Here is a 15,837-nt window from a genome sequence, read left to right on the forward strand (position 1 = left end):
GAAGGAGCGGCTCCTAGCTGTAGACGAGGCGGCGCAGCTGCCGCTCGGTGAGATCGGGAGCGGCGACGAGCCGGCTGCTCAACTCGTCGGCGAGGGCCGCGAAGATCTCCGCGTTCTTCGCACCACGACTCTGCAGGTCGCGGTGGCGGCGGCGGACGAACTCCTCGACCGGTTCCCGGTAGTAGGCCGTGACGTCGTCGATGACGCGCGCGGCCTCGGTGGCGGAGAGCCCCGTGGTCCGTGCGACGTGATCGACGAGATCGCTGTCCGGCACGACTCGATCTTGCGGGCCCGACGGTGCTGTGTCAATTTCCTGCCCGGAATCGGGCAGAACTGAGACGAAAGAGTGGCGATGCGCGGACGTATTCGAGTAACGAAGGATATCTCGGTACGCTGTGACCTCGTGACCACCTCCGAAGCGGCCGATCGGGAACATCTCGATCTCAAGACCCAGCTGATCCGTTTCGTGCTGACCGGCGCGTTCTCCGCGGTCGTCGACCTTGGCATCACACTCATCCTCACCATGGGTTTCGGCGCGAGCGACTTCGTCTCGAAGACCGTCGGCTTCATCTGCGGCACCACCACCGCCTACCTGCTGAACCGGCGGTGGACCTTCAAGGCCGAGCCCAGCACCAAGCGGATGCTCGCGGTCTGGGCGCTCTACATCGCCATGTACGGCGTGCAGACCGGGATCTACCTGGGCGTTCTCGCGCTCTTCCCGCCGTCGGGGGACACCACCGGTGACTACGTCGTGCGCGTGATCGCCTTCGTGCTGGCCCAGGGCACCGCGACGTGTGTCAACTTCATCGTCCAGCGCACGGTGATCTTCCGGCTGATGTGATGGTCCCGCGAACCCGGTCGCGGGACCGAGTCCGGGACGGGCGCTCGCCGCGAGCACGGCTCGTCCCCTGGGGCTTCGCGCTCATCGGCGTCCTGGCCTCGCTCTGGCACGGCGGACGCCCGTCGGTGTGGTACGACGAACTCGCCACCGCGTCCGCGATCGACCGCTCCCCGGGCGAACTCTGGCACCTGCTGACGAACATCGACGCGGTGCACGGCCTCCACTACTGGGGTGTGCGCACCTTCTCCCTGCTCTTCGGGCTCGGCGAGACCTCGCTGCGGGCGTTCTCCGCGGTCGGCGTCGGCGCGGCCACGGCCGCCTGTTACCTCCTCGCGCGCAGGCTCGGCGGAGAGTCTTTCGCCCTGGTCGCGGGCATCGTCGCGCTGGTCCTGCCCCGGATCACCTGGTCCGGCGTCGAGGCGCGCTCCTACTCCTGGGTGATCGCCTCCGCCGCCCTGGTGCTCATCGCGGCGCACCGCGCGGCATCGTCGACCGGCACGGCCGGCGCCCGGCGGGCCTGGCTCGCCTACGGTGCGGCGCTGCTGCTCGCCACCGTACTGTTCCTCTACTCCGCGACCCTCGCGCTCGCGGTCATCGTGGTGTTCGCCTCGGACCCCCGGACCCGGGTGGCACTCAAGCCCGCTGCGAGCGCCTCCGCTGCCGCGATAGTTCTGGCCAGCCCGGTAGCGATCCTCGCGGCGATGCAGCGCGATCAGGTCTCCTGGCTGCGCTGGCCGGGGTGGCGCATCTTCCAGAACGTGCTGGTCGACCAGTGGTTCGACCACTCGTACGTCTTCGCCGCAGTCGCGTGGCTCGTGGTCGTCGCGGCGGCGCTGCTGTGGTGGCGTCGCGATGTCCCGCCGGACCTGGACGTACCGCTGCGCTACGGACTGGCCGGTGCGCTGGTGCCGCTCGCGGCGATCCTGCTGGTCTCGCCGGTGATCCCGTCGTACGTCGGCCGGTACGTGAGCTTCACGGTGCCGGGTGTCGTGCTCGTGCTGGCCGCCGCGGTCACGACGGTCGCACGCGCCCTGCCCCGCCCGCAGGTCGCCGGGACGGCACTGCTCGTGGGGCTCATGGTCGCCGCGGTCCCTGGCTACCTGTGGCAGCACAGCCCGTTGTCGAAGCCGGGCGGCAGCGATTTCAGCTACGCCGCCCGGTACATCCGCGACAACGCGCGTCCGGGCGACTGCATCTTCTTCCAGGTCCAGCCGAGCTGGACCTGGCCCTCGCTGCGGATCGCGCACGACGGCCTGCCCGGGATGTTCGACGGCCTGCGGGACATGGGCGACGACGGTGATCGGCGCACCGAGGGCACGCTCTGGGACAAGGAGAAGGGCGTCAACCAATGGGCGTCCTGGGCGGCCGACGAGTGCACGGCCGCCTGGGTGCTCACCGATGCCGAACGCCCGGAGGAGGATTTCCGGCAGGAGAACGGCAATCTCTGGTGGACCTTCCGCCCGTTCCGGTTCATGGGCAGTGACATGCAGGTCTCACTGGACTACGGCGGCCTCGCGGTGGTGCACCAGGAGCAGTTCCACATCCTCCAGGTGGTGCACCTCGTGCAGCCGCCGCCCGCCGTCGGCCCCGACCCGCAGCCCCTCCCGCACACGGTGCACCAGTACTGGTGAGCAACTGGTCGTGAAACACCACGATCGTCGGGTTTCACGACCGGATTCGCGGCGGCCTACGCCGCTCGGGCGCCGAGGGCCTCGGCGAGGGTGGTGATGACGCCCTCCGGGTCCTCCGTCAGGTGGTGCCACGAGAAGTTCAGGACCGACCACCCGGCGACGGTCAGCGCGTTCGCCTTGTCCTGATCGCTCTGCCATCGGGCCCGCGACCGATGGAACGCCCAGCCGTTGATCTCGACCGCGAGCTTGAACTCGGGGAAGGCGAAGTCGATCGTCCAGCCGCGGAAGCCGAGCTGGGGGAGCCACCCCGTGATGCCGTGGAGGGTGAGCAGGCCGACGAAGATGCGCTCCGCCTCCGATTCCGTGTCCCCGGCGGCGACGTCGAAGACCGCTCGTGCCGCGACGATCCCCCGGGTGCGCGCGTTGCGGTGAAGCGCCGCCTCCAACTCGTCCAAGCTGACATGGTCCTCCTGCAGCGCGCGATCCATGATCCGCGCGTCCGCGACCTCGAGAACGCTGAGCGGCTTGCCCGTTACCGGAAGCCCGTCCACCACGACGATGTCGGCGGGATCCAGGGTTCGCCGCCTCGTCCCGATGAGGTAGCCGGCGGTCTTCCGCAGCTGCCGTGCGGGCGCGACGGTGACGCTGATCGTCGGCGGCGCTTCGTCCACCACGCCGTGCCAGAACAGCGCTGTGTGCCGATCAGCGACGCCGTCCGCCAGCATCACGCCCGCACGGACGCCGGTGCGGTCGGTGTGCGGATGGTGCTTCGTGCGATAGAGGCCGCGCGCGATGCGGCTCAGTTCGCCGGACTGTATCCGGACTGCGATCATCGCGTCGGTGACCCCGACCTGCCGTAACTGTGCGATCGCGGCCACGCCGTCCTGTGCCGCGAAGAGGAGAGCCGCTGACTTCCACATACCCATTGGACGCGCCAGCCGCGCGTCGGGTTCCACGCGTCGAGAATCCGGTCGTGAAACCTAAGGATCCCGATGTTTCACGACCGGACTCGGTCAGTCCTTCGGGAGCTCCCGGCGGACGATCTTGCCGGTGGGATTGCGGGGCAGGCGCTCGAGGAAGACCACGTCGCGGGGCACCTTGAACCGGGCCAGGTTGCCGCGCACGAACTCCTTGATCTCCTTGACCAGGTCCTCCTCGTCCGAGGGCACGCCGCCGTCGATCACGACGAAGGCCCGCAGGCGCTGGCCGAACTCGGGGTCCGGGACGCCGATCACCGCGGCCTCGACGACGGCGCCGTGGGTGACCAGCAGGTTCTCCACCTCGAGCGGGTAGACGTTCTCGCCGCCGGAGACGATCATGTCGTCGTCGCGCCCGTCGATGTGGAGCAGGCCGTGCTCGTCCCAGTGGCCCATGTCGCCCGACGAGAGGTGACCGTCGATGATCTGCTTCGTGCGACCGTCGCTGTACCCCTCGAAGGGAGCGCCGGCGCGGACGAAGACGCGGCCCCGTTTGCCGACGCCCTCGACGAGGACGTCGTTCTCGTCGTAGAGCCGGACGGTGGTCAGGACCGGCGGCCTGCCGACGGTGCCGGGCGCGGTGCGCAGGTTGCGCGGCGTGGCGACGGCGGCGACGGCCACCTCGGTCGAGCCGTAGACGTTGTAGAGCACGTCGCCGAAGACGTCCTGGAACTTCTCGGACAGCTCGGGGGAGACGGCGGAGCCCGCCACGACGACCGACTTCAGGCAGCTGGTGTCGTACTTCGCGAGCGTCTCCGCGGGAAGGCCCAGCATGCGCGTCAGCATCGTCGGCACCGCCACCAGCATGTCGGCGCGGTTCTCGGCGATCAGCTTCAACGTGTTCTCGGGGTCGAAGCGGCGCATGGTGACGGTGGTACAGCCGACGGACATCCCGGCCGACCACATCGCGAAGCCGGTGGAGTGGAAGATCGGCGAGGCGATGACGATGGTGCCGCGCCGCCGGAAGGGGATGCGGTCCACGAGCATTGCGGTCGCCAGCGGCGGAACCTTGCTGCGCGTCGCGCCCTTGGGCAGGCCCGTGGTACCGGAAGTGAGGATGATGAAGCCGCCCTGCTTCTCCGGCGGCGGCACGCGCTTGGCGTCCCGGCCGGCGGCGAGCTGCTCGATGGTCTGCGCGCCCTCGGGGATCTCATCGTCGTCATCGACCCAGGTCAGGTAGCGCGGCATGGATTCGGGCAGCGCGTCGAGGAGTCCGGTGAACTCGCTGTCGTGGAAGACGGCCTGGACCTTCTCGCGGGCGCAGACCTCGGCGAACTGGGGCTTGGCGAAGCCGGTGTTCATCATCGCCAGGCGCATGCCGGCGCGGGCGGCGGCGCTGATGATGAGCAGCAGGCCGCGGTGGTCGCGGGCGAGCACCGCGATCACGTCGCCGGACTTCAGGCCCGAGGCGCGCAGCCCGCGGGCCAGGGCGTTCGACTGCGCCTCGTACTGCGCGTAGGTGAGGCTTCCGCGCTCGTCGACGAGGGCGGTGCGATCGGGGCTCTCGGCGGCGCCCTTGATCACGAGTGCGGCCTGGGGGCCGTACCGCCGGTTGTAGCCGAGTGCGCGTAGCGCGACATCGGGCCGTGCCGGGTCGACGACCCGGCGCTGCAGCATGCGCGTCAGTGCGTGACACTGGGCGTACAGATCGGAGACCAGGCTCGTTCCCATGACGACGATGATAGAGGCACGCCCGAAGCTCTGTTGAGACCCCTTCAATAAGAGGCTCGCCAGGGGCGGTCAGGGCCGGCTGAACCGCTCGCGCCGACCCAGTCGGCGCAGCCGAAGCCACTCGCGGAAGCCGGCCACATCGCGCTGCTGCACCAGGAAGAACCAGCCGAAACGCGCCCATTCCTGCGGGATCAGCTTGCGCATTCCAGGTTGGGACTGCAGGTAGCCGCGGTTGCGGTAGGTGAAGAAGCGCTTGGTCGCGTTGTCGGGGTACTGCGTGTGCATGCGGCCGCCGAGGATGGGCCGGAACTCGTCGGCGCCGTTCGGGTGCAGGTAGGCGGTCGTCAGGCAGGTGCCGAAGGGCAGCCCCGAGCGCACGAGCCGGCGGTGCACCTCCACCTCGTCGCCGCGGATGAACAGTCGCAGGTCGGGGACGCCGACCGCGGCGACGGTGTCCTTGCGGAACAGCGCGCCGTTGAACAGTGAGGCTATCCCCATCAGCACGTCGTCCGACGGTGCCGCCGGGTCGATGAGTTCGGACCGCTTGCGCCGCCAGACCAGGCCGCGCCGCAGCGGGAAGGCGAGGGTCTCGGGATCGTCGATGGTGGAGACGACGGGCGAGACCTCGGCGAGGCCGTGCCGCTCGGCGGCCTCGAGCAGGGTCGCGAGGACGCGGGGGCCCTCCGGTCGGCCGTCGTCGTCGGCGAGCCAGATCCAGTCGGCGCCCAGCGCGAGCGCGTGCAGCATGCCCAGTGCGAAGCCGCCGGCGCCGCCCAGGTTGAACTGCGAGGGCAGGTACGTCGTGGCGACCGGCTGGGACTCGACGAGCGTGCGCACCTGAGCCTGTGCGGCGTTGTCGACGACGACGAGGTGGTCGATGGGCCGCTCCTGCGAGGTCAGCACCTCGAGGGATTTCGCGAGCAGCTCCGCCCGGTCGTGCGTCACCACGACGGCGATGACCGTGCCGTCACTCATGCTTCTCAGCCTCGAGCATGTCCAGCACCTTGCGGACCTGGGCGCCGGCGTCCGCTCCCTCGTAGGCGGTCACGACCTCCTCGATCCCGCCCTCCTGCCGGATCTGCCCGTGGTCGATCCACATGGCGCGGTCGCAGAGCTGCGCCAGGAACTCGTTGGAGTGGGAGGCGAAGACGAGGATGCCGGACCGCTCGACCAGGGCCTGCAGCCGCTTGCGGGCCTTGCGCATGAACTCGGCATCGACGGCGCCGATACCCTCGTCGAGCAGCAGGATCTCGGGATCGATCGAGGTGACCACGCCGAGCGCGATGCGCACCCGCATGCCCGTCGAGTAGGTGCGCAGGGGCATCGACAGGTAGTCGCCGAGCTCGGTGAACTCCGCGATCTCGTCGGCCTTGCGCATCATCGCCTTGCGGGTCTGTCCGAGGAACAAGCCGCGGATGATGATGTTCTCCATCCCGGAGATCTCCGGGTCCATGCCCACGCCCAGGTCGAAGACGGGGGCCACGCGTCCCTTCACGACGGCGGTGCCGCGGGTGGGTTCGTAGATGCCGGACAGCAGGCGCAGCAGCGTCGACTTGCCGGCGCCGTTGTGGCCGACGAGGCCGACGCGGTCGCCCTCGTCGAGGCTCATGGTGATGTTGCGCAGCGCCTCGACCACGACCACGTTGTCGTCGGCCATCACCTTGCCACCGGCCGAGCCCATGACCGCGCGCTTGAGCGAGCGCGACTTGGCGTCGAACACCGGGAAGTCGACACAGGCGTCCTGCGTCCGGATCGAAACGGTCATCTCACACCCAATACGCGACTCGGGAACGGAACTGCTTCATCAGCACCAGGGTCAGCGCGATGCCGACGACGGTGCAGCCGATCACCACGTACCAGTGCTGGGGATCGAAGGGCTTGCCGGTGAGCGGCCCGCGCACCATCTCCAGGTAGTGGTACAGCGGGTTCAGCTTCACGAGCTGCGCGCGCTCGCTGTTGCCGCCCGGCACGGTGTCCAGCGTCCACACGACCGGGGTGATGTAGAAGAGCAGCTGCGTGAGCGCGGTGAGCAGCGGCGCGATGTCGCGGAACCGGGTGGCCAGGATGCCGAAGGACATGGAGACCCACACGCCGGTGATGGCGAGCATGCCTATGGCGGGGATGATGCTCAGCTGCGTCCACGACCACTGCTTGGGTGGGAAGATCGCCAGCACGATCACCACGATGATCATGTTGTGGACGAGGAACAGGATGTGGCGCCACACCAGCCGGTAGACGTGCACCGACAGCGGTGACGGCAGCTGTTTGATCAGACCCTCGTTGGCGATGAAGACCTCGGCACCGTCGATGATCGAGCTCTGGATGAACGCCCACAGGACGAAGCCGACGGTCAGCTGCGGCAGCAGCGTCTTGACGTCCGCGCTGAGCAGCACCGACCAGAGCAGCGCGAGCGCGCTGGCGGTGACGCCGGTGGCGATGGTGATCCAGAACGGTCCGATGACGGAGCGGCGGTACCGCTGCTTGATGTCCTGCCAACCCAGCTCCAGCCACAACTCGCGGTGCACGGTGGCACCGTCGACGAGGTCCCGGATCGCGCGCCGGAAGGTGCGCGAGTCCGAGACGAGTGGCGCCGGGTGGGCGGCGTGGGGGCTATCGACGGGCACGGTGAGCCAGGGTACCCGCCGGGCCACCCGCGTTCGGGGAGGTCGACCGGGTCACAGGTACTGACCGTGGCCGGTCTGTGCTTCCGGTCCGGGCGTCATTCCGGGCGGCAGTGCGCCCTGCCGCATCTGCTCGAGCTGTGCGCGGGCCGCCATCTGCTGCGCGAACAGCGCCGTCTGGATGCCGTGGAAGAGGCCCTCCAACCACCCCACCAGCTGGGCCTGCGCGATCCGCAGTTCGGCGTCCGACGGGGTCGACTCGTCGGTGAAGGGCAGCGCGAGGCGCTCCAGCTCCGCCTGCAGGTCGGGCGAGAGGCCGTCCTCGAGCTCCTTGATCGACGTGCGGTGGATGTCCTTGAGCCGGGCGCGGCTGGCCTCGTCGAGCGGAGCGGCGCGCACCTCCTCGAGGAGCTGCTTGATCATGGTGCCGATGCGCATCACCTTGGCCGGTTGTTCCACCATGCCGTGCAGTTCCTCGGCGCCGTCCGACTCGTCGGATCCGCCCGCGGCGCCGGCGCCCGCTCCCGCGGGGATGATCTCCACGTCGCCCTGGGCGGCGCCGCTCTGCGAGTACCGCCCGGTTGGTGCGTCTTCGTTGCGATCGGTCATAGCACCATTCTGGCAGCTCGACGCGGGCGGCCCGGTAGTCCTCCGGCGGGCGGTGTAATCTGCGAGCCAGTGAACACGTTCTCAGAGGGCCAGGGTGCACCCGGCCGGGCATCGACTGCGGTTGCGGTATCCGCGTTCGACGTCGCCCGCGTCCGGGGGCTCTATCCTGCGCTGGGGGACGGATGGATCCACTTCGATCCCCAGGCCGGGGCGCAGATCCCGGGCGCCGTCTCCTCGGCGGTAGCCAGTGCCTTCCGCGGGTTCGTGAGCAACCCGCACGGTGTATACGCTGCGGCTGCACACACTCGGTCGATCGTGCAGGCGGCGCGCGTGGCGGTCGCTGATCTGGTGGGCGGCACACCGGAGGGCGTGGTGCTCGGCCCCAGTCGTGAGCAGCTGCTGAACTCGCTCGCGGAGTCGCTGAGCGCGCGCCTGGGGCTGGGGTCGGAGATCGTGCTGTGCCGCCTGGACGACGATGCGAACCAGTCGCCGTGGTTGCGGGTGGCCGATCGCGGCGGTGGCCGGGTCAGGTGGGTCGAGGCCGACATCGAGACCGGCGAGGTGCCCGCGTGGCAGTTCGACGAGTTGGTCGGGCCGGCGACCTCGGTGGTCGCCGTTCCGTACGCCTCGTCGACGATCGGCACCGTGATCGACGTGGCCGCGGCCGCGCAGGCGGCCCACCGCGTGGGCGCCCTGCTCGTTGTGGACGCGACGAGCGCTGCGCCGTACGAGCTGATCGACATCCAGCGGCTCGGCGCTGACGTCCTGCTCGTGAGCGCGAACCGCTGGGGCGGTCCGCAGGTGGCGGCGATGGCCTTCCGTGATCCGTCGCTGTTCGGCCGGCTCCGGGCAGTGAACCCCGATCGCAGCCTGACGGGGCCGGAGCGATTCGAGGTCGGTGAGCATCAGTACGCGATGCTGGCCGGTCTCATCGCCTCGATCGATCACCTCGCGGGCCTCGACGAGGCGTCGGTGGGCACGCGGCGCGACCGGCTCGAGCAGTCGATGTTCGGATTGCGCCAGTATCAGCAGCGGCTCCTGTTCTACTTGCTCAACTCGCTCGCTTCGGCGCCGCAGGTGGCGATCATCGGCCGCGCGGAACGGCGCGTACCCACGGTCTCGTTCACGATGCCGGGCGTACCCGCTGCGAAGGCGGCGAAGCGCCTCGCGGACAACGGGGTGTGCGCCCTGGCGAACGTGCCCAGCCGGTACTTCGCCGGGCTGGGCGTGCCGGAGTACGGGGGCGCGGTCACCGTCGGGCTGGCGCCGTACTCGACCCCGTACGACGTGGATCAGCTCGTCCGCGCCCTCGCCTCCCTGGGTTAGCCGGTGGAACCGGCGGCGCTGGCCGCTGCCTTCGGCGCGGGGATCCTCGCGGGGCTCGGCGTCGTCCTCCCGCTCGGTGCCGTCGGCGTGATGCTGCTGCACGAGGGCGCCTTCCGTGGCTGGCGTCGCGCCGTCCCCGCCGCCGCGGGCGTCGGCACCGCGGACCTGATCTTCGCCGTGCTGGCGCTGGCCGCCGGTTCGGTGCTGGCGCCGCTCGTCTCGCAGTGGGGGCGGTGGCCCGCCGCCGTAGGCGGCCTGCTGTTGCTCGTGGTCGCGGTCCTCATGGTGCGCAAGGCCTTCCGTCTCGAGCCCGCCGAGCCCGACGGTGCCGAACCCGCCGCTGGGAGCCAGGGATGGGCGCGGTACGCGTTGTTCTTCGGGCTCACCGCCGTCAACCCGTTCCCGCTCGTCTACTTCGGCGCCATCGCCGTCGGCCTGGGGGAGGGGCTGCACCGCCCGCCGGTGGCGACGGCCTTTGCGATCGGCGTCGGGATCGCCTCGTTCGGCTGGAATCTCGTGCTCATCGGCATGGGGGCGGTGCTGCGGGCGCGGTCGACCGCGCGGATGCGGCGGATCGTCACCGCCGCGGGCGGTGCGATCGTCGCGGTGTGCGCCGTGGTGATCCTGGTGACCGCGTTCGCCTGAGTCCGCTCAGCCGTCGATCGCGGCGCGGTACTCCTCGGATTCGAAGAACGGGGTGAGACGGCGCCGCAGGAGGTCCTCGATCACGCCGCGCTCGTCCAGGACGGCGATCACCGGTGGCCCGAAGCGGAGGGCCTCCTCGATCATGTCCTCCCGGCCCACGCCCAGTTCGGCGAGCAGCTCGTAGAGCGAGGTGTCGCCGTACTTGTCGAAGACGTGGTCGATGCCCTCGTCGAGCAGTGCGCGGAAGTAGTCGGTATCGCGGAAGGTGCGCCAGAACTCGAAGATCAGTACCACGACGTCCTCGAGGTCGCCGTCGGTCAGTACCGTGCGGTACTCGGCGAGCACGCTGCCGCGGTGCCGGCGCCAGAAGTCCCGCACGGCTTCCGCGAGGGTCCCGTCACCGTCGGCGGCCACTCGGTGCAGGGCGAAGCGCACGCCGCGCCGCGCGACCGCGTCGGCGCGCTGCCCCAGCGCCGGGAGGGCGGGACGCAGTGCGCGTGCGGCGACGCCGGCGACGGTACGGGTGACCGCGTTCCGCGCCAGGGCGCGGGTCGCGTCGTCGGCCGCCGAGGCCGCGGCGGTGTGCAGGACGGAGGCGACGGCGTCCTCGGTGACGGCGCTCTCGGAGATCGCTTGCAGCACACGATTGGTGAGGTCCATCTCCATGACGGTCGAGAGCAGTTTCTCGAAGCTGTGGCTGTCGATCACCTCGTCGAGCCGGGTGGTCTCGTTGACGCTGTGCTGGTGCAGCCTTCCGGCGATCTCGCCGACGAGCTCGGGGATCGCGCCCTCCACGGGCACCTGGACCGCGTACTTCGCGGCGACCGCTTTGATCATGCCGGGAGTCACCGCCTCGGCGAGGGAGAGCTCCGAGGCCACGGCGAGCGCATGGTCCACCTCGTCGATCACCAGCGCGTGGTACGCCGCGTCGCGGAGTTGCTTGCGCGCGAAGGTGATCTGCGCCTCCAGGAGGCGTGCGGCGAGATCGTCGATCATGGCGTCAGCACTACCTTTCCGACGGAGTCCGGTGAGTTCAGGAGGTCGTGCGCCGTCGCGGCGTCGGCGAGCGGGAGCCGGGCGGAGATGACGGGACGCAGCGCGCCGTCGTCGAACAGGGGCCAGATCTGCGTGCGGACCGCCGCCACCACCTCCGCTTTGCTGTGCGGCCCCGTCGCCGGGCGGCCCCGGAGGTTCGTGGCGCTCACCTGGCCCCGCTTGGCCAGGAGCACACCGATGTCCAGCGTTCCCTCGACACCGCCCTGCAACCCGATGATCACCAGCCGGCCGTGCGAGGCGAGCGCTCGGACGTTGCGCTGCAGGTACTTGGCGCCCATGATGTCGAGGATCACGTCGGCACGGTCCTTCATGATCTCCGCGAAATCCTCGTCGTGGTAGTCGATCACGATGTCGGCGCCGAGTTCGCGACAGCGCTGCGCCTTGTACTCCGAGCCGACGGTGACCGCCACCGTCGCCCCCAGCGCCTTACCCACCTGGATCGCGTGGGTCCCGATCCCGCTCCCGCCGCCGTGGATCAGGAGCGTCTCACCGGACCGGAGCCCGGCCTCGGTGACGATGTTCGAGTGCACGGTGCACGCGACCTCGGGCAGTGCCGCGGCGTCGACCAGGGGCACGCCCGTGGGGACAGGGAGGCACTGCGCTACGGGGGCGAGCGCGTACTCGGCGTAGCCGCCGCCGGAGAGGAGGGCGCAGACCTCGTCGCCGACCGCCAGCCCCTCGACATCGGGGCCCAGTGCGTCGACGGTGCCGGACACCTCCAGGCCGAGGATCGGGCTCGCGCCGGGCGGTGGCGGGTAGAGGCCCCGGCGTTGCATCAGGTCGGCGCGGTTGACCGCCGCCGCAGCAACCTTGATCCGGACCTCGCCGGGGCCCGGCTCGGGAACCGGAAGGTCGATCATCTGCAGGTCCTGCGTGGTTTCGTCGATACCGATCGCCTTCATGGTTCATGGGTAGCACACCCGGTGGGGGCATCGCCCGCGCTGGTGTGAGCCCGCCGACGGTTCCGGTATCGTACTGCGCTAGGGAAGCGTGGCAGAGCGGCCGAATGCACTCGCCTTGAAAGCGAGCGTGGGTGAAACCACCGGGGGTTCAAATCCCTCCGCTTCCGCAGGTAGGAAGGGGCTTCGGCGCCGGAGAGGGCGCCGGGACCCCCGAAATCTGCCACAGTTTGCCACTTTCGCCCAGGAATGAGTCCTGGGCTTGTGTCGGCGTGTCGTCCCGGCTGACTGGTGATCGTAGAAATCACCGATGGGATGGACTCATGGCACGACTCCCCAACTACATCACGCGCGTCGAGGGCGCCCGTGGATCTCGCTACGAGGCGCGGATCAACGCGTCCCTCCCCGGCGGCAAGCGGCTGCAGCACCGGCGCCGTTTCGCGACCGTGGACGCGGCGAAGGACTGGCACGCGAAGATGACTGCGGAACTCGCGGGCGGCACCCACACCGCGCCTAACGACCTGACGGTGAAGGAGGCGATCGAAGCCTGGCTGACTGCGAAGGCTGCGCGGACGAAGCCCACCACGGCCGCGGCGTACCGATTCTCTCTGGCACCCGTGGTCGCCGCGTACGGCGATATGAGAGTCCAGAGGATCAGCAAGGCGGACGTGGAGCGGCTCGTCACCAACCTGCGCACCGGCGCAGGTGACCGTGGAGCGTGGAAGCGCACCTCGATCAATCCGATGCTCGCTCGGTGGCGAAAGGTCTGGGCAGATCTGCACGCGGAGGGAGTCGTCGCGCGGAACGTCGTGGCGTTGGTCGAGCCGTTGCGAAAACCGAGTGGTGAACCCGCGATGAAGGTCGATGACACCCTGTCCGCGGCTGAGGTGGAGCTGCTCGCGAAGGCTCACGGCGAGGGCACGGATCGCTACTCGCGACGACGTGAACCGTTCGTCCACTTGGCCCTGCTGGGTCTTCGCCGAGGCGAACTCAGCGGGTTACGCTGGAGTGCTGTCGATCTCGACGTGGACGAGCCCACGCTCACAGTCGAGACCACTCGCGTGGCGGTCGCAGGGAAGGTTATCGAGCAGGACGGCGCGAAGACTGTCGCCTCCTCACGCACCCTGCCGATCCCTCCGCACCTGCTGCCGATCCTTCGCCGTGCGCACGACGAGATGGCTTCGACGCGCACGCGGCTCGGGGAGCGTTGGGAGGGCGGAGAAGATCCGTATGTGTTCGCGCTGGACCTCGGGGCGCCTCTGTCGCCGAGAACTTTGAACGCGTGGTGGAAGAAGTCGCTCGAGGAAGCGGGACTTCCTCACCGCCGGTTGCATGCGAGCAGGCACACGGCAGCAAGTCTCTTGAGCCTCCGCGGTGCGCCGGTGCCGATGATCGCGGCTTGGCTCGGCCACGCGGATGGCGGCGTGTTGGCGATGCGGACCTACGTTCACACACCGGGTGCTGCGCTTGCCGACACCGCCGCGCTGCTGAGTCTGGGGTCCGAGTGGTGAGCAGTTCTGGCACCTCCGTGGGCTTCGGCCCCCCGGGGCGGCCGCGACTGCAGCTGACTCTGTTGGACTCGGCAGTCATCCGGCCTGCGTGAACCGATCGGAGCGTGAACCGACTGGTTCGTGACGATCCCACAAGTTGCCTCGGCGAACGTTTACCTCGCGACATCGACCGGCATGGGCAGCATCGGTTCTGATGGGTCGTATGGCAGACATCCGCAGTTTCAGCACGCTCGGCGGGCAGTTCCCCAACGTCGTGGTCACCGCGATCGAGATGACCACGTCGATCGGCACCGACACCGAATCGACCTGGGCGGGCCTTCTGGCCGGCAAGACCGGTATCCGCGAGCTCAAGGGCGACTTCATCGGCGTCCAGATCCCCGACCTCCCCGTCCGCTTCGGCGGTCAGCTGCTGGAGGACCCCACCTCCGAGGTGCCCGAGCGTCCCGACCGCAAGTACGCGGGTGACATCAGCAAGCAGCACGTGTCGAAGCGGCGCATGTCCTACGTCGAGCAGGCCGCGCACGTGATCACCAAGCGCCTGTGGGACAACGCGGGCCGCCCGGACGTCGACCACAACCGCCTCGCCGCGGTCGTCGGCACCGGCCTCGGCGGCGGCGAGTCGATGGTCGAGGCCGTCGACGCCCTGCGCGATCACGGCGTCCGCAAGGTCTCGCCGTTCACCGTCCAGATGGCCATGCCCAACGGCGCCTGCGCCGTCTCGGCCCTGGAGATCGGCGCCCGCGCCGGCGCCATCGCCCCCGTTTCCGCCTGCTCCACCGGCAACGAGGCCATCGCGCACGCCTGGCGTCAGATCGTGCTCGGCGACGCCGACATCGCCGTCTGCGGCGGTATCGAGGGCCGGATCGACAGCCCCGTCATCGCCCCGTTCTCGATGATGCGCGCCCTCTCGACCCGCAACGACGATCCCGAGCACGCCTCGCGTCCGTTCGACAAGGACCGCGACGGCTTCGTCTTCGGCGAGGCCCAGACGCTGATGATCATCGAGACCGAGGAGCACGCCCTCGCCCGTGGCGCCAAGCCCCTCGCGCGACTCCTGGGCGCCGGCATCACCTCGGACTCCTTCCACATGGTGCAGACCGACGTCGAGGGCCAGGGTGCCGCTCGCGCCATGAAGCGCGCCATTCAGCTCGCGGGACTGACCCCGGCGGACATCGACCTGATCAACGCCCACGCCACGGCGACCCCCATCGGAGACATCGCCGAGGCTAAGGCGATCGCCGCCGTCGGTGCCGATGCCGCCGTCTACGCGCCGAAGGGCGCGCTCGGCCACTCGATCGGCGCGGTGGGCGCCCTGGAGGCTGCGCTGACGGTGCTGTCGCTGCGCGACGGCGTCATCCCGCCCACCCTGAACCTCGAGAACCAGGATCCGGAGATCGAGCTCGACGTGGTGCACGGCGAAGCCCGCAAGGGCGACTACAAGTACGCGCTGAACAACTCGTTCGGCTTCGGCGGCCACGACGTAGCGCTGGCCTTCGGCAAGTACTGACCCCGCGGACGCAGCGATGCCACTGCCGTTGTCTGCGCCGCGTCCACTGTCTGGCTCAGCAGTGCCGCCACGGTGATCGGGCCGACGCCCGCCGCGGTGTGGTATGATGAAATCGGTTGACTTTCTTGGTGATACGCTCGCAGGAACTTCACGCGGCAGGTAGTTATCGAATTCCCGTATGCCGGTACTTCGTTTGTAGGACTCCGCAGGCCCGGGAGTGAATAGTTCGCTCCTGCCACATTCGCACTTCAGGAGATCTTCATGGCTCAAGGTACTGTCAAATGGTTCAACAGCGACAAGGGATTTGGCTTCATCACCCCTGACGATGGCGGCAAGGATCTGTTCGTTCACTTCTCCGGCATCGTGAGCAACGGCGGCTTCCGCAATCTGGAGGAGAACAACCGCGTCTCCTACGAGTCGCAGGCCGGCGATCGTGGGCCTCAAGCGGTCTCAGTGCAGGTGCTGCCGTGACCGAGGCTGGCGCAGATCGCAGCGAAACTCCGACTTGGTGGGGCAAGCTGCGGCACTCGGTCGATGAGTTTT

The 15,837-nt window shown here is 69.3% G+C and carries 16 protein-coding genes and 1 tRNA gene; 8 read left to right on the forward strand and 9 right to left on the reverse strand.

Features of this window, described 5'->3' with window-relative positions:
* Positions 1-13: 13 nt before the first annotated feature.
* Complete coding sequence (locus AC21LY_RS00975) at positions 14-274, reverse strand: hypothetical protein (protein ID WP_489044248.1); 261 nt, start codon at positions 272-274, stop codon at positions 14-16.
* 129 nt (positions 275-403) lie between these two features.
* Here AC21LY_RS00975 and AC21LY_RS00980 point away from each other — a divergent pair, with 129 nt between their 5' ends.
* Both AC21LY_RS00980 and AC21LY_RS00985 read left to right on the forward strand, forming a co-directional pair.
* Positions 404-841 carry a GtrA family protein gene (locus AC21LY_RS00980; RefSeq protein WP_489044249.1) on the forward strand — a complete coding sequence of 146 codons (438 nt, stop codon included), beginning with the start codon at positions 404-406 and terminating at the stop codon, positions 839-841.
* The gene (locus tag AC21LY_RS00985; protein WP_489044250.1) at positions 841-2,472 is read left to right on the forward strand and encodes a glycosyltransferase family 39 protein; all 1,632 of its coding nucleotides are present in this window, start codon (positions 841-843) and stop codon (positions 2,470-2,472) included. The genes AC21LY_RS00980 and AC21LY_RS00985 overlap by 1 nt, the downstream gene beginning before the upstream one ends.
* 56 nt (positions 2,473-2,528) lie before the next feature.
* Here the strand turns inward: AC21LY_RS00985 and AC21LY_RS00990 are convergent, their stop codons facing one another.
* From AC21LY_RS00990 to AC21LY_RS01015, 6 genes are all read right to left on the reverse strand, one after another.
* A complete protein-coding gene (locus AC21LY_RS00990) occupies positions 2,529-3,428 on the reverse strand; it encodes a DUF559 domain-containing protein (RefSeq protein ID WP_489044251.1) in 900 nt (299 codons plus the stop codon).
* A gap of 57 nt (positions 3,429-3,485) precedes the next feature.
* Positions 3,486-5,120, reverse strand: a complete 1,635-nt coding sequence (locus AC21LY_RS00995) for an acyl-CoA synthetase (RefSeq protein WP_489044252.1) — start codon at positions 5,118-5,120, stop codon at positions 3,486-3,488.
* A 69-nt stretch (positions 5,121-5,189) separates the two neighbouring features.
* Entirely contained in the window at positions 5,190-6,095 is a 906-nt protein-coding gene (glfT1, locus tag AC21LY_RS01000) for a galactofuranosyltransferase GlfT1 (protein WP_489044253.1), read from the reverse strand.
* Positions 6,088-6,885, reverse strand: a complete 798-nt coding sequence (wzt, locus tag AC21LY_RS01005; protein ID WP_489044254.1) for a galactan export ABC transporter ATP-binding subunit Wzt/RfbE — start codon at positions 6,883-6,885, stop codon at positions 6,088-6,090. Before wzt ends, glfT1 begins: the two co-directional genes overlap by 8 nt.
* Position 6,886: 1 nt before the next feature.
* Positions 6,887-7,744: a galactan export ABC transporter permease subunit Wzm/RfbD gene (wzm, locus tag AC21LY_RS01010; protein ID WP_489044255.1), complete on the reverse strand. Its 858-nt coding sequence runs from the start codon at positions 7,742-7,744 to the stop codon at positions 6,887-6,889.
* A 51-nt stretch (positions 7,745-7,795) separates the two neighbouring features.
* Positions 7,796-8,350, reverse strand: coding sequence for a bacterial proteasome activator family protein (locus AC21LY_RS01015; RefSeq protein ID WP_489044256.1), 555 nt, complete (start codon positions 8,348-8,350; stop codon positions 7,796-7,798).
* Between the two features lie 69 nt (positions 8,351-8,419).
* On the opposite strand from AC21LY_RS01015, the gene AC21LY_RS01020 reads away from it, so the two are divergent.
* Together AC21LY_RS01020 and AC21LY_RS01025 are read left to right on the forward strand one after the other, a co-directional pair.
* Positions 8,420-9,676, forward strand: a complete 1,257-nt coding sequence (locus AC21LY_RS01020) for a cysteine desulfurase-like protein (RefSeq protein WP_489044257.1) — start codon at positions 8,420-8,422, stop codon at positions 9,674-9,676.
* A gap of 3 nt (positions 9,677-9,679) precedes the next feature.
* Positions 9,680-10,321: a LysE family transporter gene (locus AC21LY_RS01025; protein WP_489044258.1), complete on the forward strand. Its 642-nt coding sequence runs from the start codon at positions 9,680-9,682 to the stop codon at positions 10,319-10,321.
* A 6-nt stretch (positions 10,322-10,327) separates the two neighbouring features.
* Here AC21LY_RS01025 and AC21LY_RS01030 read toward each other — a convergent pair whose 3' ends face one another.
* Together AC21LY_RS01030 and AC21LY_RS01035 are read right to left on the reverse strand one after the other, a co-directional pair.
* The gene (locus AC21LY_RS01030) at positions 10,328-11,317 is read right to left on the reverse strand and encodes a hypothetical protein (protein WP_489044259.1); all 990 of its coding nucleotides are present in this window, start codon (positions 11,315-11,317) and stop codon (positions 10,328-10,330) included.
* Complete coding sequence (locus AC21LY_RS01035) at positions 11,314-12,279, reverse strand: NAD(P)H-quinone oxidoreductase (protein WP_489044260.1); 966 nt, start codon at positions 12,277-12,279, stop codon at positions 11,314-11,316. The genes AC21LY_RS01030 and AC21LY_RS01035 overlap by 4 nt, the downstream gene beginning before the upstream one ends.
* An 82-nt stretch (positions 12,280-12,361) precedes the next feature.
* Between AC21LY_RS01035 and AC21LY_RS01040 the strand changes: the two genes are divergently transcribed.
* The 4 genes from AC21LY_RS01040 to AC21LY_RS01055 all read left to right on the forward strand — a co-directional run bounded on the left by AC21LY_RS01040 (position 12,362) and on the right by AC21LY_RS01055 (position 15,765).
* A tRNA-Ser gene (locus tag AC21LY_RS01040) sits at positions 12,362-12,446 on the forward strand.
* 153 nt (positions 12,447-12,599) lie between these two features.
* Positions 12,600-13,787, forward strand: a complete 1,188-nt coding sequence (locus AC21LY_RS01045) for a site-specific integrase (protein WP_489044261.1) — start codon at positions 12,600-12,602, stop codon at positions 13,785-13,787.
* A 202-nt stretch (positions 13,788-13,989) separates the two neighbouring features.
* On the forward strand, positions 13,990-15,294 hold the full coding sequence (locus tag AC21LY_RS01050) for a KasA/KasB family beta-ketoacyl-ACP synthase (protein ID WP_489044262.1): 1,305 nt from the start codon (positions 13,990-13,992) through the stop codon (positions 15,292-15,294).
* A 261-nt stretch (positions 15,295-15,555) separates the two neighbouring features.
* Positions 15,556-15,765, forward strand: coding sequence for a cold-shock protein (locus AC21LY_RS01055; RefSeq protein ID WP_489044263.1), 210 nt, complete (start codon positions 15,556-15,558; stop codon positions 15,763-15,765).
* Positions 15,766-15,837: the final 72 nt, after the last annotated feature.

This window comes from Tsukamurella sp. II2bb (assembly GCF_057815145.1).

Excerpts from the sequence above, each read along its gene's own strand:
- AC21LY_RS00995 (WP_489044252.1), bottom strand. The coding sequence starts at position 5,120 with ATGGGAACGAGCCTGGTCTCCGATCTGTACGCCCAGTGTCACGCACTG.
- AC21LY_RS01050 (WP_489044262.1), top strand. The coding sequence starts at position 13,990 with ATGGCAGACATCCGCAGTTTCAGCACGCTCGGCGGGCAGTTCCCCAAC.
- AC21LY_RS01055 (WP_489044263.1), top strand. The coding sequence starts at position 15,556 with ATGGCTCAAGGTACTGTCAAATGGTTCAACAGCGACAAGGGATTTGGC.
- wzt (WP_489044254.1), bottom strand. The coding sequence starts at position 6,885 with ATGACCGTTTCGATCCGGACGCAGGACGCCTGTGTCGACTTCCCGGTG.
- AC21LY_RS01045 (WP_489044261.1), top strand. The coding sequence starts at position 12,600 with ATGGCACGACTCCCCAACTACATCACGCGCGTCGAGGGCGCCCGTGGA.
- glfT1 (WP_489044253.1), bottom strand. The coding sequence starts at position 6,095 with ATGAGTGACGGCACGGTCATCGCCGTCGTGGTGACGCACGACCGGGCG.
- AC21LY_RS00985 (WP_489044250.1), top strand. The coding sequence starts at position 841 with ATGGTCCCGCGAACCCGGTCGCGGGACCGAGTCCGGGACGGGCGCTCG.
- AC21LY_RS01035 (WP_489044260.1), bottom strand. The coding sequence starts at position 12,279 with ATGAAGGCGATCGGTATCGACGAAACCACGCAGGACCTGCAGATGATC.
- AC21LY_RS01015 (WP_489044256.1), bottom strand. The coding sequence starts at position 8,350 with ATGACCGATCGCAACGAAGACGCACCAACCGGGCGGTACTCGCAGAGC.
- AC21LY_RS01030 (WP_489044259.1), bottom strand. The coding sequence starts at position 11,317 with ATGATCGACGATCTCGCCGCACGCCTCCTGGAGGCGCAGATCACCTTC.